Origin of the sequence: Methylocystis sp. H62, from assembly GCF_015709515.1 — a bacterium.
Taxonomy (GTDB): domain Bacteria; phylum Pseudomonadota; class Alphaproteobacteria; order Rhizobiales; family Beijerinckiaceae; genus Methylocystis.
This window is the reverse complement of sequence record NZ_JADNQZ010000052.1, coordinates 98,196-121,671: the sequence shown is the minus strand read 5'-3', so window position 1 is coordinate 121,671 and position 23,476 is coordinate 98,196. Positions and strand designations below refer to the sequence as shown.

The 23,476-nt window shown below is 63.4% G+C and carries 25 protein-coding genes; 16 read left to right on the top strand and 9 right to left on the bottom strand.

Features of this window, described 5'->3' with window-relative positions:
- Positions 1-2: 2 nt before the first annotated feature.
- The 3 genes from IYY11_RS10390 to IYY11_RS10380 form a co-directional block, all read right to left on the bottom strand.
- A complete protein-coding gene (locus tag IYY11_RS10390; protein WP_196403783.1) occupies positions 3-425 on the bottom strand; it encodes a type II toxin-antitoxin system VapC family toxin in 423 nt (140 codons plus the stop codon).
- Positions 422-631, bottom strand: coding sequence for a hypothetical protein (locus IYY11_RS10385; RefSeq protein ID WP_196403782.1), 210 nt, complete (start codon positions 629-631; stop codon positions 422-424). Before IYY11_RS10385 ends, IYY11_RS10390 begins: the two co-directional genes overlap by 4 nt.
- A 163-nt stretch (positions 632-794) precedes the next feature.
- Entirely contained in the window at positions 795-1,244 is a 450-nt protein-coding gene (locus IYY11_RS10380; RefSeq protein ID WP_196403781.1) for a septal ring lytic transglycosylase RlpA family protein, read from the bottom strand.
- Positions 1,245-1,585: 341 nt separating this feature from the next.
- On the opposite strand from IYY11_RS10380, the gene mog reads away from it, so the two are divergent.
- The 8 genes from mog to IYY11_RS10340 all read left to right on the top strand — a co-directional run bounded on the left by mog (position 1,586) and on the right by IYY11_RS10340 (position 11,074).
- Positions 1,586-2,131 carry a molybdopterin adenylyltransferase gene (gene mog, locus IYY11_RS10375; protein WP_196403780.1) on the top strand — a complete coding sequence of 182 codons (546 nt, stop codon included), beginning with the start codon at positions 1,586-1,588 and terminating at the stop codon, positions 2,129-2,131.
- A gap of 138 nt (positions 2,132-2,269) precedes the next feature.
- Entirely contained in the window at positions 2,270-3,076 is an 807-nt protein-coding gene (gene dapB, locus IYY11_RS10370; RefSeq protein ID WP_196403779.1) for a 4-hydroxy-tetrahydrodipicolinate reductase, read from the top strand.
- A 15-nt stretch (positions 3,077-3,091) separates the two neighbouring features.
- Entirely contained in the window at positions 3,092-3,718 is a 627-nt protein-coding gene (locus IYY11_RS10365; RefSeq protein ID WP_196403778.1) for a 2,3-bisphosphoglycerate-dependent phosphoglycerate mutase, read from the top strand.
- 96 nt (positions 3,719-3,814) lie between these two features.
- A complete protein-coding gene (locus IYY11_RS10360; protein ID WP_196403777.1) occupies positions 3,815-4,438 on the top strand; it encodes an alpha-ketoglutarate-dependent dioxygenase AlkB in 624 nt (207 codons plus the stop codon).
- A 203-nt stretch (positions 4,439-4,641) separates the two neighbouring features.
- Complete coding sequence (locus tag IYY11_RS10355; protein ID WP_018408347.1) at positions 4,642-5,040, top strand: cytochrome c-554; 399 nt, start codon at positions 4,642-4,644, stop codon at positions 5,038-5,040.
- 326 nt (positions 5,041-5,366) lie between these two features.
- A complete protein-coding gene (locus tag IYY11_RS10350; protein ID WP_246719842.1) occupies positions 5,367-7,931 on the top strand; it encodes a TonB-dependent siderophore receptor in 2,565 nt (854 codons plus the stop codon).
- A gap of 142 nt (positions 7,932-8,073) precedes the next feature.
- Positions 8,074-9,483, top strand: coding sequence for a siroheme synthase CysG (gene cysG, locus IYY11_RS10345; protein WP_196403776.1), 1,410 nt, complete (start codon positions 8,074-8,076; stop codon positions 9,481-9,483).
- A 43-nt stretch (positions 9,484-9,526) separates the two neighbouring features.
- The gene (locus IYY11_RS10340; protein ID WP_196403775.1) at positions 9,527-11,074 is read left to right on the top strand and encodes a serine hydrolase; all 1,548 of its coding nucleotides are present in this window, start codon (positions 9,527-9,529) and stop codon (positions 11,072-11,074) included.
- Here IYY11_RS10340 and IYY11_RS10335 read toward each other — a convergent pair.
- The 3 genes from IYY11_RS10335 to IYY11_RS10325 all read right to left on the bottom strand — a co-directional run bounded on the left by IYY11_RS10335 (position 11,050) and on the right by IYY11_RS10325 (position 13,315).
- The gene (locus IYY11_RS10335) at positions 11,050-11,766 is read right to left on the bottom strand and encodes a uroporphyrinogen-III synthase (protein WP_196403774.1); all 717 of its coding nucleotides are present in this window, start codon (positions 11,764-11,766) and stop codon (positions 11,050-11,052) included. The genes IYY11_RS10340 and IYY11_RS10335 overlap by 25 nt on opposite strands.
- Positions 11,763-12,692 (bottom strand): hydroxymethylbilane synthase, encoded by a 930-nt coding sequence (gene hemC, locus IYY11_RS10330; RefSeq protein WP_196403773.1) that lies wholly within the window; start codon positions 12,690-12,692, stop codon positions 11,763-11,765. The genes IYY11_RS10335 and hemC overlap by 4 nt, the downstream gene beginning before the upstream one ends.
- Before the next feature lie 167 nt (positions 12,693-12,859).
- Positions 12,860-13,315 (bottom strand): hypothetical protein, encoded by a 456-nt coding sequence (locus IYY11_RS10325; protein WP_246719840.1) that lies wholly within the window; start codon positions 13,313-13,315, stop codon positions 12,860-12,862.
- Between the two features lie 356 nt (positions 13,316-13,671).
- Here IYY11_RS10325 and tsaD point away from each other — a divergent pair, with 356 nt between their 5' ends.
- Genes tsaD through IYY11_RS10310 form a run of 3 tightly spaced genes read left to right on the top strand, consistent with a single transcriptional unit; the run spans position 13,672 to position 16,283 of the window.
- Complete coding sequence (gene tsaD, locus IYY11_RS10320; RefSeq protein WP_018408340.1) at positions 13,672-14,736, top strand: tRNA (adenosine(37)-N6)-threonylcarbamoyltransferase complex transferase subunit TsaD; 1,065 nt, start codon at positions 13,672-13,674, stop codon at positions 14,734-14,736.
- A 42-nt stretch (positions 14,737-14,778) separates the two neighbouring features.
- Positions 14,779-15,297 carry a phospholipase D-like domain-containing protein gene (locus IYY11_RS10315; RefSeq protein WP_246719838.1) on the top strand — a complete coding sequence of 173 codons (519 nt, stop codon included), beginning with the start codon at positions 14,779-14,781 and terminating at the stop codon, positions 15,295-15,297.
- A complete protein-coding gene (locus IYY11_RS10310) occupies positions 15,294-16,283 on the top strand; it encodes an NAD(P)H-dependent glycerol-3-phosphate dehydrogenase (RefSeq protein WP_196403770.1) in 990 nt (329 codons plus the stop codon). The genes IYY11_RS10315 and IYY11_RS10310 overlap by 4 nt, the downstream gene beginning before the upstream one ends.
- A 25-nt stretch (positions 16,284-16,308) precedes the next feature.
- Here IYY11_RS10310 and IYY11_RS10305 read toward each other — a convergent pair whose 3' ends face one another.
- From IYY11_RS10305 to IYY11_RS10295, 3 genes are all read right to left on the bottom strand, one after another.
- Positions 16,309-18,183, bottom strand: a complete 1,875-nt coding sequence (locus tag IYY11_RS10305; RefSeq protein WP_196403769.1) for a CHASE3 domain-containing protein — start codon at positions 18,181-18,183, stop codon at positions 16,309-16,311.
- A 61-nt stretch (positions 18,184-18,244) separates the two neighbouring features.
- Complete coding sequence (gene ilvD / locus IYY11_RS10300) at positions 18,245-20,077, bottom strand: dihydroxy-acid dehydratase (protein ID WP_196403768.1); 1,833 nt, start codon at positions 20,075-20,077, stop codon at positions 18,245-18,247.
- 196 nt (positions 20,078-20,273) lie between these two features.
- Positions 20,274-20,531 (bottom strand): acyl carrier protein, encoded by a 258-nt coding sequence (locus tag IYY11_RS10295; protein WP_196403767.1) that lies wholly within the window; start codon positions 20,529-20,531, stop codon positions 20,274-20,276.
- A 222-nt stretch (positions 20,532-20,753) separates the two neighbouring features.
- Here IYY11_RS10295 and IYY11_RS10290 point away from each other — a divergent pair, with 222 nt between their 5' ends.
- The 5 genes from IYY11_RS10290 to moaD all read left to right on the top strand — a co-directional run bounded on the left by IYY11_RS10290 (position 20,754) and on the right by moaD (position 23,476).
- Positions 20,754-21,512, top strand: a complete 759-nt coding sequence (locus tag IYY11_RS10290) for a hypothetical protein (protein WP_196403766.1) — start codon at positions 20,754-20,756, stop codon at positions 21,510-21,512.
- A gap of 16 nt (positions 21,513-21,528) precedes the next feature.
- Complete coding sequence (locus IYY11_RS10285; protein WP_196403765.1) at positions 21,529-22,140, top strand: malonic semialdehyde reductase; 612 nt, start codon at positions 21,529-21,531, stop codon at positions 22,138-22,140.
- A 10-nt stretch (positions 22,141-22,150) separates the two neighbouring features.
- Positions 22,151-22,540: a DoxX family protein gene (locus IYY11_RS10280; RefSeq protein ID WP_196403764.1), complete on the top strand. Its 390-nt coding sequence runs from the start codon at positions 22,151-22,153 to the stop codon at positions 22,538-22,540.
- A gap of 79 nt (positions 22,541-22,619) precedes the next feature.
- Positions 22,620-23,228 carry a CDP-diacylglycerol--glycerol-3-phosphate 3-phosphatidyltransferase gene (pgsA, locus tag IYY11_RS10275; RefSeq protein WP_196403763.1) on the top strand — a complete coding sequence of 203 codons (609 nt, stop codon included), beginning with the start codon at positions 22,620-22,622 and terminating at the stop codon, positions 23,226-23,228.
- Positions 23,225-23,476: a molybdopterin converting factor subunit 1 gene (gene moaD, locus IYY11_RS10270; protein WP_196403762.1), complete on the top strand. Its 252-nt coding sequence runs from the start codon at positions 23,225-23,227 to the stop codon at positions 23,474-23,476. Before pgsA ends, moaD begins: the two co-directional genes overlap by 4 nt.

Genomic DNA, 23,476 nt, shown 5'->3' with positions numbered 1-23,476 from the left:
CTTTAAGGCATCCGCCATTTCAGGCCGGGAAAGCGCGCGAAATCGCGATCGAGGGTGATCCACTCGCAATCCCACTCGATGGCGAGCGCGGCGAACCATGCGTCGGTCACCATGGGCCCCCGCGTGTTTGTCTCGATGCACAAACGCTCGAATATGCGCCAGTGGCTGTCGCCCGGCTCAACGAGACGGCAGTTGGGCTGCGCCAATATGTCGGCGCAAAAGCCAAAGGCTTCGTCAAGCGCGCTCGGCGATTGATAGAACCTCGTGCTGGTCGTAACCCGCACGACTGCGCTCAAAACGAGCCGTGATACTGCAAAAGGCGCGCGGCGATCGAAAGCGTCGTCGAGCCATTTGCGACAGGCTCTATGTCGCGGCGCATCGCTACGGAATGCTTCAACGAGCACATTGACGTCGGCGAGATTCAATTTTCCGAGCCGCCAGTTTGCGATTTGAGGCGCGCGAGACGCTCGACGTCATCCTGCTCATCGATGTCGCGCATTCTGGGAAAATCAACGCCAGCCGCCGGCCCCCCAGTCTCTCGACTGACCCGCGCATAGCGCGCCGCCGCCGGCGCCGGGGGACGCTCTCCTGCAAGGACGAGGCGAAGCCCTTCCTCGATCATCGACGTCAAAGTGCGATCGTCAGCCGCCGCCTTCTTTCGCGCACGACGCAGAAGATCCTCTGGAAGGCGGACGGTGGTTCGTTCGATCACACGAGTGACATAACAATTATATGTCTATATGTCAAAGACAGGTGTGGAAAACGCCCGGCCGAAGCCGGGCGCTTTAAATAGCTTAGCTCTTCCCGATGACCTCGACGCGCACCTGTCCGGTGCCGCGTTCGATGAGGCCGAGCTGGGTCGCCGCGCCGCGCGAGACGTCGAGGCTGCGCCCCGTCCAGACCGCCGGTCCGCGGTCATTGATGCGCACGACCACCGAATGCCCGGCGTAGGTCAGGCGCAGACGCGTGCCCATCGGCAGGGTCCGGTGCGCCGCGGTCATGTCCCACATGTTGAACAGTTCGCCATTGGCGGTGTGGCTGTTGGGTTCGTAGCGGCGCGGGCCGCCGCCGTAGAATGACGCGTTGGCGGTGAAGCCCTGCGAAGCCTCCGCGTGATGCGAGGCATGGTGAGAGGCCTGGTGAGAGGCCTGGTGCGAGGAAGGACGGGAGGCGTGATGGTGATGCGCCAGAGCCGGCGCGGTCGTCAGTGCAAGGATCGTCAGTACGCCACAGATACGATTCATTCAGGATTGCTCCGTTTACGCACAATGCGTGGAGGATGCTGACGAGCGCGTTGGCTTCGTCGAGCGCACAGTTTCCATCCGTCTGAATGGAGGCGAAGACAAATTAGTTAATAGCGAATTGTGGCAAAATATGTGCTGCCAATATCAAGGCATATATGCTCGTCGCAGCGCACAATATTCTCGATATTTAGTAGATTTATTCAATTTTTTGGCGCTATATGTCTTTGCATAGTTGCCTTTTGAGTGATATTTGTGCAGTCTATACTAGCTTAAGCGCTGCGGCGAAGGAGCGTGACAAGAGCGAGCGGAGGCGGCAAACATGCGCGCCGGGAGACTCGCCAATGACAGACGAAAAGCGCGCCGCGATCATCGGCGTCGTCACCGCCTCCGATCGCGCCAGTGCGGGGGTCTACGAAGATGAGAGCGGTCCGGCGATCGAGGCCTATCTGCGCGCCGCGCTGACGACGCCCTTCCGCATCGAGCGGCGGATCATCCCTGACGGGCTGGAAAGCGTGCGCGACACGCTGATCGACCTGGCCGATACTGTCGGTTGCGACCTCATCGTCACAACCGGCGGCACAGGCCCGAGCCCCCGCGATCTGACGCCCGAGGCGACGCTCGCGGCCTGCCCGCGCGAGCTGCCCGGCTTTGGCGAGCGGATGCGACAGGTTTCGCTGGCGCAGACGCCGACGGCGATCCTGTCGCGACAATTGGCCGCCCATCGCGGCAAATGTCTGGTGATCAATCTGCCGGGCAAGCCCAGAGCGATCGAACTCTGTCTCGACGCCGTCATGCCGGCGGTGCCTTACTGTCTCGATCTTATCGGCGCCGCCTATGTCGAGACTGATCCGGCGCGTGTCAAAAGCTTCCGTCCCCAAGCCAAATAACCGCCCGTTCGGGCAGCGTCCGACGCCCGGGTCCAAGCTGCGCGCTTCTCATCGCGGCGCCTCCCCTGTATAGGGAATTGACGCGTCACGAGAACCAAATCGAAGCTGCTTAGCTGCGAGAGGCGAGGGCGACTGAAGATGAACGAACTGCGTTTGGTGGTGGTGGGCGCGGCAGGCCGCATGGGCCGGATGCTGACCCATATTATTCCCGACACTTTGGGCGTGCGACTGACTGCCGCTCTGGAGCGTCCCGGCTCTGCGGCGCTCGGCGCCGACAGCGGCGCCGGCGCGCCGAACGGCGTGCCGATCACGAGCGACGTCGCGGCCGCGCTCGCCGACGCCGACGCGATCGTCGACTTTTCGTCGCCGAGCAACAGCGTGGAAATGGCTCGGGCGGCGGCGGGAGCGCGGGTGGCGCACATTATCGGCACGACCGGACTGTCTCACGAAGATCTGGCCGCCATCGCGGAATGCGCGCGCGAAACGGCGATCGTGCGTTCCGGCAACATGAGCCTTGGCGTCAATCTCCTCGCCGTGCTTGTCGAACGCGCGGCGCGCGCGCTTGGACCGGCGTGGGACGCGGAGATCGTCGAGATGCATCACCGCCTCAAAGTCGATGCGCCCTCAGGAACGGCGCTGCTGCTCGGCGAGGCGGTCGCGCATGGTCGCGGAATCGATCTCGGCGAGAACAGCGCGCGTGGGCGCGATGGTTTGACAGGTCCGCGGCGGATCGGCGAGATCGGATTTGCGAGCCTGCGCGGCGGCACGGTCGTCGGCGATCACACGGTCGTCTTCGCCGGAGCCGGCGAGCGCATCGAATTCTCGCACCGCGCCGAGGATCGGGGCGTGTTCGCCCGCGGCGCCCTGGCCGCGGCGCTATGGACCCGCGAGAAGGCCCCGGGGCTCTACTCGATGGCCGACGTGCTTGGCCTTTCCGGCGCCTGATATCGACGAGAATTTATGAGCATGAATCGCACTCTCGTTCTGGTACGCCACGGTCAAAGCGAGTGGAACGCCAAAAACCTTTTCACGGGGTGGAAAAACCCCGATTTGACGCCGCTCGGCATCGAAGAGGCGCGCCGCGCCGGCCGCGAGCTGAAGAAGCGGGATATTCTGTTCAGCGTCGGCTTCACTTCCGCTTTGCTGCGCGCGCAACACACGATCGATCTGATTTTTGAGGAGCTGGGCCAGACGAACGTCCCGACCATCAAGGATCGCGCGTTGAACGAGCGCCATTACGGCGATCTTTCCGGGCTCAACAAGGACGAGGCGCGCGACAAATGGGGCGAAGAGCAGGTGCATCTTTGGCGACGCTCTTATGACGTGCCGCCCCCAGGCGGCGAGAGCCTGAAGGACACCGTCGCGCGGGTCGTGCCCTTTTATGTTCAGCGCATTCTGCCGCCGGTGATGCGCGGCGAACGGGCGCTGGTCGCGGCGCATGGCAATTCGCTGCGCGCGCTCTGCATGGTTCTGGAACAGATGACGCCCGAGAGCGTGACGACCCTCGAGCTCACGACCGGCGTTCCGATCATCTATCAGCTCAACGCCGATTCGACGGTGGCGTCGAAGACTGTGTTGTTGGCTTAGCGCAATTCTCTTCAGCCGCTCTGTTCTCGCTCGCGTTCGCAGTCGGCGTCCCGACAGTAATGGACGAAACGCCATTTCGGCGCCACATGTCGCTTCATGCCCGAAATCGCGCCCGGCGCGTTCCATTATCCGAGCTTTCTCGACGCTGCGGCGCAGGCGGCCCTGGCTGAAGAGATCGCAAAGGTCATCGCCGCCGCGCCGCTTTATGTCTCGACCATGCCGAAGACCGGCGCCCCGATGTCGGTGCGTATGACGAATTGCGGCACGCTTGGCTGGGTCAGCGATAAGGAACGGGGCTACCGCTACGAGCCGCGCCATCCAGGAACCGGGAATCGCTGGCCGGCGATGCCGCAAAGGCTTTTAGACTTGTGGAACGAACTCGCGCATTATCACAAGCTGCCGGAAGCCTGTCTGGTGAACGTCTATGACGCAACGGCGCGCATGGGCCTTCATCAGGACAAGGATGAATCCGATTTCGACGCGCCGATTCTCTCTGTGTCGCTTGGCGCCGACTGCCGCTTTAAGCTTGGCGGAACGCGGCGCGGCGACGGCGCAATCGCCCTGACGCTATCGTCCGGAGACGCGCTCGTCCTCTCCGGACCCGCCAGAATGCGCTACCACGGCGTCGACAGGATATTGCCGACGATGGGCGCGCCTTTGCCGCCGGCGCTCGCAGCGCTTGGCGCGCGCGTCAATCTGACGCTTCGGCGCGTTACTTAAGTTTCGGGTTCAGCGGGCGTTCACCGCTTCCGGGATAATGTCCCGAGCAGTGAACGTAAACTCCGGCGTAGTTGTCTTGAACGCCGGCTTCGTTGTAGTTTCCAACCGGTCTAAAGAGCGCCGGCGAGGCGCCGTATTTGGCCGGGCGCATTTTTAAAAAGGGCGGGCGCGACGCGAACGCCGGGAAGAGGAAAGGAACAAGGATGAAGACAATTTCCCTGCTGACGTTCGCCGCGAGCGTCGCTTTCGCCGCATCCGCCGGCCAGGCTCTCGCCGCTGGCGATCCAGCTGCGGGCGAAAAAATCTTCGCGAAGTGCAAAGCCTGCCATCAGGTCGGTGAAACCGCCAAGAACGCCGTCGCGCCGCAACTCAACGGCCTCGACGGCCGCAAGGCGGGCTCCGTCGAGGGGTACAACTATTCCGAGGCTGACAAGAATTCCGGCATCGTCTGGGACGAGGCCAGCTTCAAGGAGTTCATCAAGAATCCCAAGGCCAAGATCCCCGGCACCAAGATGATCTTCCAGGGCCTGCCCAATGATGCGGACCAGGAGAACGTGTGGGCCTATCTCGTTCAGTTCGGACCCGACGGCAAGAAGAAGTAAGCGCGCTTCATCTGACATGACGTTTTGGCGGTCCTGTTCTCAGGGCCGCCTTTTTTTTTGCGCTCTCGCATAAGGAGACGAATCAGGCGCGAGACGCGAGGTTCAGGCTGTGTCTAAAATACAACAGTCAATAAAAGTGACGATTTAATCTTTGAAAGAGTTCCAGCTAAAAATCGTTTTAATGTCGTAATTCAGCAACACTCCGTTACAATCAGAAACATTACTTGGAAGCCTTCCATGCTAGCCCCTTGTCGTAATTGACAGTTTTTAAGGACAAACCTTAACCATTGCCTAGTCGCGTCTTGAGCCGCGCGGAAGGGGCAGACATGATTAAGAAGCAATCCCTGTCAGTACAGACGCTCTCCTCCCTTGCTGGGGCGTTTGACCGGATGACAGGCGCGGCCTCGGTCGGCGCTCTGACTCTTGCGGCCGCGCTGACGCCCACGCTTCCTGCTCTTGCGCAAACCCAGTCCGGGCCCCTGCCACCGATACGAGTCGAGGCGCCGCCGGAGAAACCCCGTGCGGTCGCGCAGGCGAAGCCGAAACCTGTCGCTTCGCAGGCGCGCTCCGCGAGCGGCGCCCAAAAGTTGCCGCCCATCGACGTTGGAGGCGCACGACGCAGCGCTCGGGTCGCGCCCGTGCGCTCCGCCTTGGTCACAGGGGCTACCGTTTCGAGCGGGTCTGTCGGAGCGACCTCGACCGGCGCGGGCAGCGCGGCCTTCGCTGCGGCCGTCGCCAATGTCGGCCGCAACCCGACCGACGTTCATGGCTACTTCGCAGGCAGAATTTCAACCGCGACGAAGACCAACACGCCGATCCTCGACATACCCCAGTCGGTCACCGTTCTGACACGACAGCAGCTCGACGATCGCAACAGTCTCGCGCTGGAAAACGCCTTGGCCTATGTCCCGGGCGTAACGGTGGCGCAGGGCGAGCGTAACCGCGACCAGATCACTATTCGCGGGCAAAACACGACCGCGGATTTCTACATCGACGGCGTGCGCGACGACGCGGAATATTATCGCGATCTCTACAACATCCAGGCGGTCGAAGTGCTCAAGGGCCCGAGCGCGCTGATCTTCGGCCGCGGCGGCGGCGGCGGCGTGGTCAACCGCGTCACCAAGAAGGCCGACGGTGAAACGATAAACGATCTGCGATTCGTCACCGGCAGCTTCGGCCGCAAGCGTGTCACCGCCGACTTTGGGCGGGCGATCACCGACACGATCGCCGTGCGTCTTAACGCCCTCTACGAACTTTCCTACGGCTATCGTGACTTCGACAAACTCGAGCGCTGGGGAGTCAATCCGGCGCTGTCGTGGAAGCCTTTTGAGAACACCTTCGTGCTGTTCAATTACGAGCATTTCCGCGATCGGCGCACGGTGGATCGCGGCGTGCCGTCATTCGGCGGGTTCCAGTTCCTCGGCGAGAACATTTATCCGGGCTATCCGCTGCCAACCCCGCGTTCGGCTTTCTTCGGCGTCGGCAATCCGTCCGTGCGTGACGTGAACTACTCCAGAATCAACATGGACCGCGCCGCTCTCGTGATCGATCATACGACCGAGTTCGGTTTGAACATCCGCAATCAGCTCGCCTGGGCGAATTACGACAAGCTATATCAGAACACATTCCCGGATCAGACGCTGGGACAGTTGTCGCAACAACTCAATCCGGCGCTGAACGGGCTAAGCCCGATTACGATCACGCCGGTGGGCGCCGCGAGACTCGACGGCTACCTCGCGCCGACGCCGCGACGCAATGTCTTTAACCAGACGGACTTGACCTATAAATTCGCTATGACTCCCGAGATCCGCCACTTGCTGCTGGTGGGTACGGAGTTTGGCAATCAATGGTCTTTTACGGGAAGAGACATCTCGCGGTTCAACAATCCGTTCAACGGGCCACGAAGGCTGACGACTCCGTTCTGGGCTCCGACGGTTTACGCTCCGGTCTTCTTCGACAATTACTTTGATACGGCGACGCGGCGCTGGAACACGAACCTCGACATTGGCTCCGCCTATGTCCAGGACCAGATCGAGGTGACCAAATATTTCGATGTTCTCGCCGGCGTAAGGTTCGACAGCTTCCATATGAGGTTCAACGACGGGATCACCTTCGAAAACCAGAGCCGCCTCGATAACAAGTGGTCGCCGAGATTCGGTCTGATTTTCAAACCCGTGGAGATCGTCTCTTTCTATGGAACCTATTCGCGCTCGTTCCTGCCGCAGTCGGGCGATCAGTTCAATCAGCTGCCAAGGTCGGCCGCGAGTCTGGCGCCGCAGGGCTTCGAAAATATCGAGTTCGGCTTCAAGGCGCAGCTCCTGCCGACGCTGCTGTTCACGGGCGCGATCTATCAGCTGAACCGTTCGAACCAGGCGTTGACGCTAACTGCGCTGACTTCCGTTCTCGCCAATACGCGCACGCAAGGCGCCGAACTGGGACTCACCGGCAATGTGACCGACGAATGGCAGGTCTCGCTCGGATACGGACACCAGGACGCGCGAGTTGTGTCGACCAATTCCGCCTTCAATCCGCGGCAGCCCTTCCTGACGGATGTCGGCAAAGTTAATCCGTCGGTGCCAAGAAACACATTCTCGTATTGGAACCGTTATGATTTGTCTTCGTTCGTTGGCGGGGGTCCCGGCGTCCTCGGATTGGGCGCCGGCGTGATCTATGCTTCGAGCTTCTATCCGTCTCTCGATAACAGGGTGATCATTCCCGGTTACGCGCGCCTTGACGGCGCGCTTTTTGTGAAGGTGACGGAAAATATTTCCGGCCAGCTCAACATCGAGAACCTCACCGGCGCCTACTACTACGCATCGGCGCACAACAACAACAACATCATGCCCGGCGCCCCGCGCTCGGCCTATGTCACTGTCAATGCGAGGTTCTAGCCGGCGAAACATCGTCGGCCCGCGGATTGGCTTGCATGGCCGGCTTTGGGGCCTGTGAAATCCGTAACTCGACGCCGCGCAAACGTGCGGCGCCGGGTTAAAGCTCTTGCGCCGCGCCCGCTGGTCCTGCACCTAGGGCGCCGTGACCCGCAAGCCCGACGAAATATCCGCCGATCTGATGCAGCCGCTGGCGACTCTGCCGGTGTTCTACGCCCTTGCCGGGCGTCGCGTGCTCGTCGTCGGCGGCGGCGAAGCGGCGGCCTGGAAGGTCGATTTGGCCGCGGCGACCGGCGCGCTGGTCGACGTTTTTGCGCCTGCGCCCTGTGACAAGCTTCGCGAGATCGGAGCGGCGCGCGACAATGTCTCCATATACGCGCGCGCCGTCGCGCCGGAAGATTTTGCCGGCGCGGCGATGGCGCTCGGCGCGATCGAGGACGATTCGCTCGCGCGTCAGGCCCACGAGTGGGCGCGCGCGGCCGGGGTGCCGCTTAATCTTGCCGATCGGCCTGCGTTCAGCGACTTCATCATGGGCGCCATCGTCAATCGCTCACCGCTCGTGATCGGCGTTTCGACGGGCGGCGCATCGCCGGTTTTCGCCCAGGCGGTGCGCGGCCGAATCGAGACGCTAGTGCCAGCGACGTTTCAGGCCTGGGCGCGCGCGGCACAGGCCTGGCGGCCGTTCGTGCGCGCGTCTGGTCTCGATTTTCTGGCCCGGCGCGATTTCTGGCGGCGCTTCACGCGGCTCGCCTTCCGCGACATCGAGCGCGCGCCGCAAGAGGACGACCGCGCGGCGCTCATCGAAGAGGCGCGCGCCGGCGCCGAGGCCACGGCGCGCGGACGCGTCACGCTCGTCGGGGCAGGGCCCGGCGATCCGGAGCTGCTGACGCTGAAGGGCATGCGCGCGCTCGCCGGCGCCGACGTCGTGCTCTTCGATGACCTCGTTCCGGCCAGCATTCTCGATCTCGCCCGCCGTGAAGCGACCCGCATCAACGTCGGAAAGCGCGGCTACGCGCCCTCGGTGCGCCAGGAAGAAATCAGCGCTCTGCTTGTCCAGCTCGCGCGCGAGGGCAAGAATGTCGTGCGGCTGAAAGGCGGAGACCCGCTCATCTTCGGCCGCGCCAATGAGGAAATCGCCGCGCTGCGCGAAGCAGGCTTCTCCATAGAGATCGTGCCCGGCGTGACCGCCGCCTGCGCCGGCGGCGCTGCGATCGGCGCATCGCTGACCAGCCGGGAGACGGCGCGGCGTCTGCAATTCATCACCGCACACACGAAGGACGGCGAATTTCCCGAAGACTTCGATTGGGGCGCGCTCGCCGACGAACGCGCCACGACGGCCGTCTATATGGGCAACCGCACGCTGCCGGAATTGTCGCGTCGTCTGCTGCAGGAGGGCATGTCGCATGATACGCCAGCCTTCCTCATTGAACGCGCGTCCACGCCGCACGAGCGGGTGGTCAAGGGCACGATTTCGGATCTGCCTTCACGAGTGGCGGGCCAGACTATTGTAGGGCCGGTGATGGTGCTGATCGGCTGGGCGCTGGCGGAGAATTGATTCAGCGCTATTGTTGCGCAAGAAGCGCGAGCGGAGAGCCAATATGCCTTTCACGAGACGATCCGCGCTGCTTGCGTCAGGGTTCGGCTTGCTGTCCCCCACAGCGCTCGCCAAGGCCAATTCCAAACCGTCGCCCCTTCGCGAGCCGACCCAAAAACATCTGAATGAACTCAACGGGCTCGTCGTCGATGTAATGAAAAAAACCGGCGTGCCGGGAATGTCGGTCGCCGTCGTTTCGCCCGACCGCGTGCTCTATTTGAAAGGATTCGGCGTGCGCCGCGCCGGCGCGGCCGAACGCGTCGACGCCGACACGGTCTTCCAGCTCGCTTCGCTTTCCAAACCACTCTCCACGACGGCTGTCGCGAGCCTTGTCGGAGAAGGCGTTGTTTCGTGGGATCATCCGATCGTGCGAAGCCTGCCGGATTTCGCGATGAGCGATCCGTGGGTCACGCGCGAGATCACGCTGCGCGACATGTTCTGCCATCGCAGCGGACTTCCCGACCATGCCGGCGACCTTGTCGAAGACATCGGCTATGGCCGCAACGAAATCATTCGCCGGCTGCGCTTCATCAAACCGGACACCAGCTTTCGCACGCACTACGCATACAACAATATGGGGTTTTCGGCGGCGGGTTTCGCGGCGGCGAAAGCTGCAGGCAAGTCCTGGGAAGATATTTGCGACGAACATCTCTACAGGCCGCTTGGCATGGCGAACGCCAGTTCGCGCCACGCCGATTTCGCCGCGCGCAGGAACCGCGCATTCGGCCATGTCCGTCGCGGCGACAGATGGGTGGTCGGCGAACAGCGAAATCCCGACGCGCAGGCGCCGGCGGGCGGCGCGTCGGCGTCGGCGCGCGACATGGCGACATGGGTAAGAATGCAGCTCGGACGCGGCGCCCTCGACGGCCGCGAGATCATCAAGCCGGAGGCGCTCGCGGACACGCATTTCCCGCAGATCGCCACGGGACCGGCCCATGACCCGATGCGCGGACCAACCTTTTACGGCCTGGGTTGGGACATCGACTATGGCGGTCCGGCGCGGGTGCGCTGGAGTCACTCGGGCGCATTCTCTCTTGGCGCTTCGACCTGCGTCTATGTCATGCCGGCGGAGCGGTTCGGCATTGTCGTGCTCAGCAATTCCGCGCCGGTCGGCGCGCCAGAAACCATCTGCCGCAGCTTCCTCGATATCGTCTTGACGGGGAAGATCGAACGGGACTGGTTCGCGCTCTTTGGCGAGGCTTTTGCGCAGATGGCGGTCCCCACATACGGTCGGGACGCCGATTACGCAAAACCGCTCGCCAGCGCGCCGGCGCGCGCGTCGCGCGCGACATATGTCGGCGCCTACCGCAATGAGCTTTACGGACCCATCGGGGTCGTCGAAACGGCCGACGGGCTTTCGCTGACGCTGGGCCCGATCCCAACGCCCTATCCGCTGCGTCACTATTCAGGCGACATTTTCACCTTTCAGCCTCCGGGAGAAAACGCCTGCGGAGTCAGTCCGGTAAGGTTTTCTCGTAGCGGCGAAAAGGCGATCTCTGTCGTCATCGACTATTTCAACGCGAACGGTCAGGGCGTTTTCTTGCGCAGCTGAGTCGATAGAAGCGACAGAAGATGTTCTTCGTCCGGCTTTGCCGCGACGAGCGTCGCCAAGCCGATGCGTCGAAGCGGCGCCGCGACATGTTCCGACAGCGCGACATGTGTCATGTCGCGTAACGCATCGGCGACGCTGGCGGCCTGCGCGAGCTGCAGGAAGATATCCACGCTGCGCCGGGAATAGTGCAGGGCGGCGGTGACGCGCCGCGCGGGGATGGCGGCTAAGGCCTCGGCGGTCAGCGATTGAGCCGCCCGCGCTTCGTAAACTTCGACCGTGTGGACCTTGTGGCCCGCGGCGCGCAGGCCCGCCTCCAGAATCGGCTGTCTGTCGCGCCCGGCAAGATAAAGGAAATGCGTCGGACGCTGGTAGCGTTCGAGAAGATGCGGAAGAATGGCCTCGGCGCTCCCGGCGACAATATCTGGGTGGAAGCCAAGCGCGCGCGCCGCTTCGGCGGTTTTCTCGCCAACAGCGTGCAGCGGCGCCGCGCCGAGCTGGCGTGCATCGCCTGCGAACTCGACGCCTTTCGCGCTGGTCACGATGACGGCGTCATAATCCCCAGGGGGAATGACAGCATCCGTGGCCGCGAACTCCAGCACCGGCGAGAGCACGGCTGCACACTCCAGCGCCTGCAGCTTGCCCGCCGTGCGCGCGGCGTCTTCGGCCGCGCGCAGCACCAGAACAAGATTCACATAAGCCCCGCGACGCCATGCGGCAGGCGCAGCAGGATTTCCTTGCCGGCGGCGGCGCCGATCAGCGCGGCGTCGATGGCGAGGCCTCGGCGGCGCACGACATAGGCTTCCGCGCCGTCGGCTCTCAGGACTTCGCCGACGAACGATAATTCGGCGCCACGAACCTGCGCATGGCCGGCGATCGGCGTGCGGCAGGAGCCGTCAAGCGCCGTGAGGAACGCGCGCTCGGCGGCGAGCGCGAAGCCGGTCGCTTCGTCGAAGAGCGGCGCCAGCAGATCGCGCGTGGCGTCGTCGCCGGCCCGCCGCGTGAGGCCGATTGCGCCCTGTCCGCAAGCGGGGGGGAACTCGTCCAAGGAAAGCAGCGACGTCGCGCGGTCGGCGAGACCCAGCCGCTTCAAGCCCGCGAGCGCGAGGAGGGTCGCGTCGATCTCCCCATTCTCGACTTTCTTCAGACGAGTCTCGACATTGCCGCGAAGCAGCGTCGTCACCAGATCTGGACGCCGGCGCTTGACTTGCGCGGCGCGGCGCAGCGAAGCGGTTCCGACGACGGCGCCCGGGGGAAGCGCATCGAGCGCGAGACCGCCGCGCGCTATCCAGGCGTCGCGCGCATCCTCTCGCGGCAGGTAGCCGGCGATGACGATTTCGCTCGGCAAATGCGTCGGCAGGTCCTTCGAGGAATGCACGGCGAGGTCAATCGCCCCCGCGATGAGCGCTGAATCGAGCTCTTTGGTGAAAAGCCCTTTGCCTCCGGATTCAGACAGAGGCCGATCCTGGATCTGGTCGCCCGTCGTGCGAATGATCTCGATCGGGAAATCCGCTTCGCTTCCGCCGTGGGCGCGCATCAGCGAGTCGCGGACCATGTGCGTCTGCGCGAGCGCAAGCGGACTGCCGCGCGTTCCAATGCAAAGGGAAGGGGGAGATGTCATTATCCGCCGCCGTTATCCGCGCGACTATAGGCGGGAACGCGCGAGGCGCAAGCGGAACGAGCGCGGCGACGGAACTCCTCAAAAAGCGAGCGTCCGCTCGTCGGAGCGGACGCTCTTTTTTAGCTCCGCGGGCGAACTCTACGCGGCCCGGCAGATTGCTAAACTGATCACCACCAACCACCAAACAGGCCGCTTCCGAGACCCGCGCCGAGGCCAATGCCCGCGCCAACGCCGGCGCCGAGACCGCCCAATCCTGCGCCAAGCAGGCCACCGCCGCCATAGCCGTAATAGCCCGGGCTGCCGCCCCAACCATACGAGCTGCCATAGGTCGGCCAAGCGGAGCCATAATAGCTGGCGCCGCCATAGCCATAATAGCCCGGACGGTAGCAGCGGGAGTAGCGCATCGGACGATACGACGAACCCCAATAGGTGGGCCGCGCCGCGTAACCCCAATAGGTGCGCACCGGACGCGCGTAACCCCAGTTGGTTCCGCCGCAGTGTCGATGCCAGCCGTAATGGGCGCGGCAGTAATGCCTCGCCTCGGCGATGCTCGTGGAGCCGATCACGGCCGTCATTGCAATCGCGGACGTAAACGCCAAGGCCTTAATTTTGTTCGACGCCATTTTCACCTCCATACAGTTTAGACCGACAGCAACCTCAACCTGGACGCTAATTACTCTTCGCCTTAGCCATAACTCTTTAAAGCTCAAGATATGGCGTCGTCGGGGAAGCAACGATCTGCAGTGCCAACTTGTATCTATCGAGATCGTGTCAAGAGGGACGCCAACGAATTCTTAGAAATTTAATGGAACGATCTTTAGCTCTGCATTACTATACGTGAATTTGACGAAACAGCTAAGAATGATTGGTGTAAACCCTTTTCCGATCACAATTTTCCAACTTCCCGCCGTACGGCGGTATAAGCTCCGTTCCGCCGCTGAGAAGTTCAGCGGCGCGGCTTTCTGCGCAGGGAGTTCGCATGCGCGTTTTGGGCATTGAAACCACTTGCGATGAGACTGCGGTCGCGGTCGTCTCGGAGCGGCTGGGCGGCGAAGGCGGAGAGATCCTTTCCAATGAGGTGTTGAGCCAAATCGCCCGCCACGCCGCCTATGGCGGCGTCGTTCCGGAAATCGCGGCGCGGGCGCATATTGATGTGCTCGACAGGCTGATCAGACGCGCGCTGGAGCGGGCCAAGACCGAGGCGAAAGATCTTGATGGGATCGCCGCCGCGGCTGGTCCGGGACTGATCGGCGGCGTTCTCGTCGGCCTCACGGCCGGCAAGGCCATGGCGCTTGCCTTGGGCAAACCCTTCATCGCCGTCAATCACCTGGAAGCCCACGCGCTGACCGCGCGTCTGACCGACCGCCTGGACTTTCCTTTTCTGGCGCTCCTCATCTCCGGCGGGCACACGCAAATCGTCGCGGTGAAGGCCATCGGCGACTACCGCCGGCTGGGCTCCACCGTCGACGACGCTGCCGGCGAGGCCTTCGACAAGGTCGCCAAAATGCTGGAGCTGCCATATCCGGGGGGGCCGCAGATCGAGAAGCTCGCGCTTGAAGGCGACGCGCGACGATTCGACTTTCCGCGCCCGATGCTTGGCCGGGAAGGGGCCGACTTTTCCCTCTCAGGCCTCAAGACCGCGGTGCGGCAGGAAATTCTCAGACTGCCGACGCTGAGCGAAAAGGACGTCAGGGATCTTGCAGCCTCTTTCCAAGCTGCGATCGTCGATGTGATCGTGGACCGGGTGCGCTCCGGCGTGCGCCTCTTTACGGCAGGCGAGGGTCGAGCCCCGCAAGGCCTTGTGATCGGCGGCGGAGTCGCGGCCAACGGCGCCATTCGCCGCGCGCTGATGCGGCTTTGCGCCGAAAGCGGGCTGCGTTTCATTTCGCCGCCGGCGGCGCTGTGCGCCGACAATGGCGCGATCATCGCCTGGACCGGTCTCGAGCGCTTAAAACGCGGATTAACCGACGACCTCGACTTCGCGCCGCGGCCGCGATGGCCGCTCGACGCCGCGCCGAGCCGATCACACCACGGCAAGGCCTAGGGCGGTTCGATGCGGCTCCTTTTTTCTGCGGCGCTTGCGGCCATGACGCTTGCGCCCACGCCGCAGCCGGCCGGACTCCTCGCAGAGGAGCCGACCTTCGCAGGCGTGCGCGTGTTCTACGGGCCCGGCGACGGTTTCGGTGCGGTCGACGGGCGGCTGATCAACGACGCGCGCCGCTCGATCGATATGGCCGCCTATGTTCTGACCGACCGATCTCTGACGGCGGCGCTCGGCCGCGCGGCCATGCGCGGCGTCAAGGTGCGGATCTATCTCGACGGCGAAGAAATGGGGCGCGGCGCGTCTGTGGTCGAGGAAATCGCCGACGCCCCGAACGTCGAAGTGCGCCGCAAGGGCCGCGCGCGCGATCTGATGCATCTGAAATCATATCAGGTGGACGGTCGCGTCTTGCGCAGCGGCTCCGCCAATTTCAGCGTCTCCGGCGAAATCTATCAGGACAATGATTTGATCGTGATCGAGAGCCCACAGGCCGCAGCGCGGTTTCATCAGACTTTTGAAAGGCTGTGGTCGCGTCCGGACAATCAGCGGATCGGCGTGCGATGACGCGCGCGACTGTCGCTGTTCTCGGCGCCGGCGCTTGGGGCGTCGCCCTCGCCAATGTCGCCGCGCAAGGCCGCGCGCGGGTGCCCTTATGGGCGCATGACCCTCAGTCCGCCGAAGCTCTGGCGCGCGACCGCGAGAACACGCGCCGATTGCCGGGTCTGCCGCTTGCCGCAGCCGTCGCCCCGACGAGCGACATTTCCGTCATACGTGAGGCGGACATCGTGCTCGCCGTCACGCCCGCACAAGCGATCCGCATGACCGCGCGCGCCGCGCGGCCGCATATGCGCGAGCGCGCCGCCTTTGTGATTTGCGCCAAGGGCATTGAACGCGACCGGCGCAAGTTCCTGAGCGACGTAGCAAAGGAAGAACTGCCTCACGTCGATGTCGCCGTGCTCTCGGGACCAAGCTTCGCGGCGGATGTATGCAGAGAATTGCCGACGGCGGTGACTCTCGCGGCGCATGACGAAGCGCTGGCGCGGCGCTTGAGTGAAGAGCTTTCGACGAAGACGTTTCGGCTTTATCGCTCGACCGACGTGCGCGGCGCCGAGATCGGCGGCGCCGCGAAAAATGTTCTCGCCATCGCCGCTGGCATGAGCCACGGCCGTGGGCTCGGCGCGAGCGCGCAGGCGGCGCTCATTGCGCGCGGATTTGCCGAGTTGATGCGTCTCGGACGCGCGTTAGGCGCGCGCCAGGAAACATTGATGGGGCTTTCCGGATTGGGCGATCTCGTGCTCACCTGCGGATCGGCGCAGTCGCGCAACTTTGCGCTCGGCGAAGCGCTGGGGCAGGGAAAGTCGGTGGAAGACGCCACGCATGGCAAGCTTGCGGAGGGCGCCTTTACGGCGCGTGTCTTGGTTGAAATGGCGCGCGCGCATGACGTCGAGTTGCCGATCGCTGAAGCCGTCGATTCCATTCTTTCCGCGCGGCTGAGCGTTGACGGCGCCATCGAAGCGCTGCTGATGCGCCCCCTCAAAGCCGAAAACTGATCGTCAGCTCCGCGACGAACGGGCGCTACTTCGAGTCCAGAATGTCGCGCATCTTCACCGCCAGCTGCTCCAAAGTGAACGGTTTGGTGAGCAGCTTGACGTCCTTGTCAAGCACGCCATTGTGCACGATCGCGTTGCGCGTATAGCCGGTGATGAACAGAACGCGCAGGCTGTGTCTGCGAAACACCGCCTCGCGCGCGAGACGGGCGCCGTCCATGTCGGGCATAACCACATCCGTGACCATCAGCGCGATGTCGGGACGACGGCGAATAATGTCGATCGCCGCACGTCCGTTCTCGGCCTCCAGAACCGAATAACCCAATTCCCGCACGCCTTGCGCGGTGACGCGCCGCGCGGTGTCGTCATCTTCGACGATGAGCACCAGTTCCTCCGGTCTTCCAAGCGGAAGTTCGAGGGGTCTAGGACGCGGTAAGGGCAGTTCGGCGGGTGCTTCGACGTGATTGAAGCGCGGCAGATAGAGCTTGATGCAGGTTCCGCGCCCGGGTTCCGAATAGATTTTGACCTGGCCGCCAGACTGCTTGACGAATCCATGGACCTGCGAAAGGCCGAGTCCGGTGCCCTTGCCTGCGGGCTTTGTGGTGAAGAACGGATCGAACGCTTGCGACAAGACCTCGGGCGGCATGCCTTGTCCGGTGTCGGTCACGGCGATCATCACATATTGGCCAGGGTTTACTTCGATGTTTTCGCTGGCGTAGGCGTCATCAAGATAGCAGTTGGCCGTCTCGATCGTCAGCTTGCCGCCGTCCGGCATCGCGTCGCGCGCATTGACCGCGAGATTGACGATGGCGCTTTCCAGTTCGTGCTGATCGATTTTTGTCGTCCACAGGCCGCCGGCCAGAACGGTTTCGAGTTCGATCTTTTCGCCGAGCGCGCGGCGCACCATGTCCGAGACGCTGGAGACGAACTTGTTGGGGTCGAGCGGGCGCGGCGACAAAGGCTGGCGGCGTGAGAATGCGAGGAGCCTGCGAACCATGGCGGCGGCGCGATCGGCGCCGTCCATCGCTGAATCGATCAGTTGAATGCAATCCTCGTTCGAGTCCGCAAGCTTTCGCCGCAACAGATGCAGACTCGCGACGATGACGCCGAGCATATTGTTGAAGTCGTGCGCGATGCCGCCGGTCAGATGGCCGAGCGCTTCGAGCTTTTGCGACTGCCGCAACTGCGACTCGAGCGCTTCGCGGCGCGTCGTTTCCCCAATCAGCTGGTCGTAGGCGGTCTTTAACGAGTCGCGTGAGGTTTGCAGCGCGCGCATCTGCTTTTGCGCATTGAGAAATGAAAATGCGCCAAGCGCGAAGATGATGCCGCCGAGCGCCCAAACGGCCGCGTCAAACTCGCCGCCGGCGGCGTTGAGTTCGCGCTCGCGCTTCTCGCTGAGGTTCTTCTCATTTTCAATCATCGTGTCGATGATGGCGTGGAGCCGGTCCATCAGCGCCTTTCCGCGCCCGGACTTGACGAGCTGCACGGCCTTGTCGGCCCGGAGCGCGCGCATATCGGCGATCGCCTCATCGATGATCTCGACCCTTTCGCCGAGCAGCGGTCGCATTTCCGCGACGATCTCGAGCTGCTTGGGATTGTCTCTTACGCGCTCCGAAAGCCGGTCGACAATGACGGGCAATTTGCGCGTCGCTTCGGAGCTGGCGTCCAGATAGCGTTCGTCCTGGGTGATGATAAAACCGCGCTGACCGCTCTCGGCGGCCTGCAGCAGTCCATAAAGCTGATAAAGATCGCTTTGCACCTGGATAGTGTGGCGCAGCCATGCGCCAGCTGCGCGGCGCTGGGATTCAGCGCGCACGGCCACAAATCCGGCAAGCGCAAGCACCGCGAATCCGAGCGCTATGCCAAACAGTCCAGAAGCGACGAATTTACGTGTCGGAGACATTTTGTTCCGGCGACTGGATGGACGCGCGCCACTCTACGACGCGCCTCCTGAATGCGAAAGTTCAGGGGACCTGTCGCACTGCGCCTTTGGCCGCGCTCGTCGTCATTGAGGCGTAGGCGCGCAGCGCCGTGGTGATTTTTCGAGGCCGCGCCTTGGCCGGAGCGAAGCCTTTCGCGGATTGTTCGGCGCGCCGCGTCGCCAGTTCGTCTTCGCTGACGGCGAGCGTAATCCGGCGCGCCGGAATGTCGATTTCAATCCTGTCGCCGTTCCGGACCAAGGCGATCGCGCCGCCCTCGGCCGCTTCTGGAGAGACATGGCCGATCGAAAGCCCGGCCGTGCCGCCGGAAAATCTTCCGTCGGTCACCAGCGCGCAGACCTTGCCGAGCCCCTTCGATTTCAGATAGCTCGTCGGATAGAGCATTTCCTGCATGCCGGGTCCGCCGCGAGGGCCTTCGTAGCGGATGACGACCACCTCGCCGGCCTTTACCTCGCCCGTCAGAATGCCCGACACGGCCGCGTCCTGACTTTCATAGACCCTGGCGGGGCCGGCGAATTTCAAGATCGAATCGTCAACGCCGGCCGTTTTCACGATGCAGCCGTCGATGGCGAGATTGCCAGTAAGCACGGCGAGGCCGCCATCCTTGGAGAAGGCGTGCGCCGCGTCGCGTATCGCGCCTTTTTCGCGGTCGGCGTCGAGCTCCTTATAGCGGCGGTCCTGGCTGAACGCGACTTGCGTCGCCACGCCGCCCGGCGCGGCGCGAAAGAACGTGCGCGCGGTTTCGCTCTGCGTGACGGCGATGTCCCAGCGCGCCACGGCGTCGCTGACCGAAGGACTGTGGACGGTCGGAAGCTCGCCGTGCAGCAGACCGGCGCGCAACAATTCTCCGAGAATGGCGATGACGCCGCCGGCGCGATGCACGTCCTCAAGGTGAACATCGGGGGCGGAAGGCGCGACCTTGCACAGCACCGGCACCCGCCGCGACAGGCGGTCGATGTCGGCCATCGTGAAATCGACCTGCGCCTCGTGCGCCGCCGCGAGAAGATGCAACACGGTGTTCGTTGAGCCGCCCATGGCGATGTCGAGCGTGATGGCGTTCTCGAAGGCTTCAAAACTCGCGATCGAACGCGGCAGCACGCTTTCGTCGTCCTGCTCATAGTAGCGGCGCGCGAGATCGACGATGAGATGGCCGGCTTCGACAAACAGCCGCCGGCGATCCAAATGGGTCGCCAGGGTCGAACCATTGCCGGGAAGCGACAGCCCCAGGGCTTCGGTCAGGCAGTTCATGCTGTTCGCCGTGAACATGCCGGAGCATGATCCGCAGGTCGGACAGGCGGAGCGCTCGATGGTGGCGACGTCGGCTTCGCTGACCGTGTCGTCCACGCCGGCGATGATCGCATCGACAAGATCGAGCGCGTGCTCCTTGCCGGCGAGCACGACTTTGCCGGCCTCCATCGGGCCGCCGGAAACGAACACCGCCGGAATGTTGAGGCGCAGCGCCGCCATCAGCATGCCGGGCGTGATCTTGTCGCAATTCGAGATGCACACCAGCGCGTCGGCGCAATGCGCGTTGACCATGAATTCCACGCTGTCGGCGATGAGATCGCGCGAGGGCAGGGAATAGAGCATCCCGTCGTGGCCCATAGCGATGCCGTCATCGATCGCGATGGTGTTGAACTCCTTCGCGACGCCGCCGGCCTTTTCGATTTCGGCGGCGACGAGCTGGCCGAGATCCTTCAAATGCACATGGCCGGGAACGAATTGGGTGAAGGAATTGGCGACCGCAATGATCGGTTTGCCGAAGTCCTCCTCCTTCATGCCTGTCGCGCGCCAGAGGCCGCGCGCGCCAGCCATGTTGCGGCCGTGGGTCGTCGTGCGTGAATGATAAGGAGGCATTGAACTCTCGCCGTCGCGAAGGCTCGTCGTTCGAGCCTTTCCAAAGACGACTATCGCAGCGAACGCACCGCCGCAACTGTGGTTGGAGCAGCCGAAACCGCGGCTTTCGTGGTGTTTAGCCCTGCGCGTGCGCCGGGCGGGACACGGTCAGCGTGGACGCGAGTTTGGCGTAGACCCTACCTGAAACCCGCGCTGCTTAAGCGGCGCGGCGCTCCGCCGACGGCGCCACTTTGCTGACGCAGTCTCGAATGGCGGCGATCGAAGCGAAGCTTTGCCGCCGGAGCATGGAGACCGGGAACTCGACGTCGAAGGCTTCTTCAAGCGCGAGCATGGTGCGGATGGCGGCGAAGGGGGTCAGCCCTGCGCTGTAGAGATCGTCCGAATCCGACAAATGTTCCACGGGGGTATGCAGACGGCCGTGCTCTTGCAGCAAACGGCGTATCGTATCAATCATTGATCCAACTCCAAGAGCTCCGCGTTGAAGCGGGCTGCAGCGTTGTTGTCGCGATAAGCGCGAGGTTTTCCTAACAACCTTAACTAGCGCGCCAAGGATTCGGGCGCCTCGCCTGAACGCAGGATGAATTCGCCGCCCGTGGGTCGAGTCGTGGCTTACAAATGGTTAATCTAATTCTCGGCTCTGTGGCCGTTTCTGTTGACCTGCGCTATGTTAGCGGCGATGCGAACGCTGTTGCTTCTTCCGCTGACGATCGTGGTCTTTCTTGGAGCCCTGCCGGCCGGAATCGCGCTGGCGCAGGCGTTGGAGACGCCTGCGATCGAATCATTCGGCGAAGAAGAGGGCGATTTCCTTTTCATCCCAGGGATTGGCAGGATTCCGCTGCCGCCTGGGACCCGCGCGCTCGGCCCGGGACAAGGCGGACGCGATGTTGATCCAGAGCGGCGCGCGCCGGCCGCGGCGGCGGCGCCCCCGCCGCCCAAGGACTCCGCCCAGCAGCGGGCTGACGAGATGGCGCGGCTTTATCTTCGCCTGGAGCAGGCTGAAGACGAGCGGGAGGCGAAAGGCGTTTCGGCCGCGATCGTCAGCCGCTGGGCGCGTTCGGAGTCGGACACGATCAATCTGCTTGAGGCGCGCGCCCTTGCGGCGAACGCGGCCGGCGCGCCGCCTCTCGCCCTGAAGCTTCTCGACTATGTGGTCGCGCTCTCGCCGCAATGGGCGGAGGGCTATGTTCAGCGCGCTAAGGTGCGGGCGGAGCAGGGGGACGACAGCGGCGCGATCGCCGACCTCGAGACGGCGGCGACGCTTGAGCCGAAGCGTTTTGACGCGCTCGCCGCTCTTGGCGCGCTCAAGGAGAAGACCGGCGACAAGAGAGGGGCGCTCGCGGCCTATCGAAAGTCGCTCGCGATCTCGCCCCAGCAGGAGTCGCTTCAAAAGATCGAGGAGCGCCTGCATATTGAAGTCGAGGGGCGCGACATCTGAACGCTGCGGGGATGCGATGACGACGACCGACAGGCAGGCCGCGAGCGTGGTTGCGCCCGAAGCGCTGGAGCAGCTCTTTACGAGAGCGCGGACCCACAATGGCTGGCTTCCCAAAGACGTGCCGGACAGCCTGCTCGAACTCGCCGTGGACTACGCGAAATGGGGCCCGACAAGCGCCAATTGCTCGCCGATGCGCATCGTCTTCGTGCGCTCGCCGGAGGCGAAGGCCCGGCTCGCCCCGGCGATGTCGGACGCCAATCGTCCGAAGACCATGGACGCGCCCGCCACGGCGATCGTCGGCTATGATCTCGATTTCGCGGAAACTCTCCCGCACCTTTATCCGGCGACGGACGCGCGTTCCTGGTTCGTCGGCAATCAGACGTTGATCGAGGAGACGGCCTTTCGCAACGGCTCGTTGCAGGGCGCCTATCTGCTACTCGCGCTGCGCGCGGTGGGTCTCGATTGCGGACCGATGAGCGGTTTCGACAGGGCGAAGGTCGACGCGGAATTCTTCCAAGGAACGCGGATAAAGTCGAATTTTCTGATCAACATCGGATACGGTGATCCGGCAAAGCTCTATCCTCGCGGCCCGCGGCTCGCTTGTGAGGAAATCGCGACTATTCTTTAGGAGGCCATCCATGACGCTACGAATCATTCCACAACGCTTCGCCCCGCACGCTCAAGGGCTGCTGCGCATCGCCGCGGCTTTGCTGTTCATGCAGCATGGGACGGCCAAGCTCTTCGGCGTCCCGCATGTCGCGATGTTGGAGAACATGCGGCTATTCTCGCTTGTGGGCGCGTCGGGAATCCTTGAGTTTTTCGGCGGCCTGCTGCTGCTGCTCGGCCTCTTCACCCGGCCTGTCGCCTTTATTCTTTCGGGTCAGATGGCGGTCGCCTATTTCTTTTTCCACGCGAGCCAGGATGTGTGGCCGCTCATCAACAAAGGAGAACTCGCCGCGCTCTATTGCTTCGTATTTCTGTTCTTTGCAGCGGCCGGGCCGGGCGCCTTCGCGATCGACCGCGAGTGACGTCGCCCTCAGCAAGCGAATCCCGGCGGCGACGCCCTTTCTATTGACATTGGGGACGGGGGACATATTCCCTTGCGGTATGTCCCAGACGGCCTTCACCGCCAAGCGTCGGTCCCAAGCCTTGGCGCTGCCTAATCTGCTGACCTATGGCCGCATGGCCGCCGTCCCGGTGGTGGCGGGGTTGCTCCTTGGCTTTACGGAGCACTGGGCGCGCTGGGGCGCGCTCGGCATTTTCGTCGCCGCAGGGGTGACCGACTTTCTCGACGGCTATTTCGCCAGGATCTGGCAGCAGCAGTCGCCGCTCGGACGGATGCTGGATCCCATCGCGGATAAGTTGCTCGTCGCGACGACCCTGATGGCGCTTGTCGCCGATCGAACGGTCGCGGGCTGGACGATCTGGGCGGCGATCATCATCCTATGCCGCGAAATCCTCGTGTCCGGCCTGCGGGAACATTTGGCCGAGCTCAAGGTCCGCTTGCCCGTCTCCGCCATCGCCAAGTGGAAAACGGCGGCGCAGCTCGTGGCGCTCGGCTTTCTGATCGCCGGACCGGCCGGCGAAGTCGTTCTCCCCGGCACGGTCAAGATCGGCGCGGCGCTCTTATGGGCCGCGGCGATTCTGACGCTTTACACCGGGTTCGACTATCTGCAGTCCGCGTGGAACCATTTCGGAGAAGACGAGGCGGCATGAAGGCGCTGTATTTCGCTTGGGTGCGCGAGCGCATCGGTCTGGCGGAAGAGGAGATCGAGCCGCCGCGTGAAGTTGTCACGGTCCGTGAGCTGATCGACTGGCTGTCCGCGCGGGACGAGGGATATGCGGCCGCTTTCGCCAACCCGGCGACGATCCGCGCGGCCCTCGACAAGACGCATGCGGCGCCTGACGCGCCGATCGGCGCAGCAAGGGAGATCGCCTTCTTCCCGCCGATGACGGGCGGCTGA

Excerpts from the sequence above, each read along its gene's own strand:
- IYY11_RS10340 (WP_196403775.1), top strand. The coding sequence starts at position 9,527 with ATGCCTTTCACGAGACGATCCGCGCTGCTTGCGTCAGGGTTCGGCTTG.
- pgsA (WP_196403763.1), top strand. The coding sequence starts at position 22,620 with ATGTCCCAGACGGCCTTCACCGCCAAGCGTCGGTCCCAAGCCTTGGCG.
- tsaD (WP_018408340.1), top strand. The coding sequence starts at position 13,672 with ATGCGCGTTTTGGGCATTGAAACCACTTGCGATGAGACTGCGGTCGCG.
- IYY11_RS10315 (WP_246719838.1), top strand. The coding sequence starts at position 14,779 with ATGACGCTTGCGCCCACGCCGCAGCCGGCCGGACTCCTCGCAGAGGAG.
- ilvD (WP_196403768.1), bottom strand. The coding sequence starts at position 20,077 with ATGCCTCCTTATCATTCACGCACGACGACCCACGGCCGCAACATGGCT.
- IYY11_RS10280 (WP_196403764.1), top strand. The coding sequence starts at position 22,151 with ATGACGCTACGAATCATTCCACAACGCTTCGCCCCGCACGCTCAAGGG.
- mog (WP_196403780.1), top strand. The coding sequence starts at position 1,586 with ATGACAGACGAAAAGCGCGCCGCGATCATCGGCGTCGTCACCGCCTCC.
- IYY11_RS10295 (WP_196403767.1), bottom strand. The coding sequence starts at position 20,531 with ATGATTGATACGATACGCCGTTTGCTGCAAGAGCACGGCCGTCTGCAT.
- IYY11_RS10360 (WP_196403777.1), top strand. The coding sequence starts at position 3,815 with ATGCCCGAAATCGCGCCCGGCGCGTTCCATTATCCGAGCTTTCTCGAC.
- IYY11_RS10350 (WP_246719842.1), top strand. The coding sequence starts at position 5,367 with ATGATTAAGAAGCAATCCCTGTCAGTACAGACGCTCTCCTCCCTTGCT.
- IYY11_RS10285 (WP_196403765.1), top strand. The coding sequence starts at position 21,529 with ATGACGACGACCGACAGGCAGGCCGCGAGCGTGGTTGCGCCCGAAGCG.
- IYY11_RS10305 (WP_196403769.1), bottom strand. The coding sequence starts at position 18,183 with ATGTCTCCGACACGTAAATTCGTCGCTTCTGGACTGTTTGGCATAGCG.
- IYY11_RS10325 (WP_246719840.1), bottom strand. The coding sequence starts at position 13,315 with ATGGCGTCGAACAAAATTAAGGCCTTGGCGTTTACGTCCGCGATTGCA.
- IYY11_RS10310 (WP_196403770.1), top strand. The coding sequence starts at position 15,294 with ATGACGCGCGCGACTGTCGCTGTTCTCGGCGCCGGCGCTTGGGGCGTC.
- hemC (WP_196403773.1), bottom strand. The coding sequence starts at position 12,692 with ATGACATCTCCCCCTTCCCTTTGCATTGGAACGCGCGGCAGTCCGCTT.
- IYY11_RS10290 (WP_196403766.1), top strand. The coding sequence starts at position 20,754 with ATGCGAACGCTGTTGCTTCTTCCGCTGACGATCGTGGTCTTTCTTGGA.
- moaD (WP_196403762.1), top strand. The coding sequence starts at position 23,225 with ATGAAGGCGCTGTATTTCGCTTGGGTGCGCGAGCGCATCGGTCTGGCG.
- IYY11_RS10365 (WP_196403778.1), top strand. The coding sequence starts at position 3,092 with ATGAGCATGAATCGCACTCTCGTTCTGGTACGCCACGGTCAAAGCGAG.
- dapB (WP_196403779.1), top strand. The coding sequence starts at position 2,270 with ATGAACGAACTGCGTTTGGTGGTGGTGGGCGCGGCAGGCCGCATGGGC.
- IYY11_RS10380 (WP_196403781.1), bottom strand. The coding sequence starts at position 1,244 with ATGAATCGTATCTGTGGCGTACTGACGATCCTTGCACTGACGACCGCG.
- IYY11_RS10355 (WP_018408347.1), top strand. The coding sequence starts at position 4,642 with ATGAAGACAATTTCCCTGCTGACGTTCGCCGCGAGCGTCGCTTTCGCC.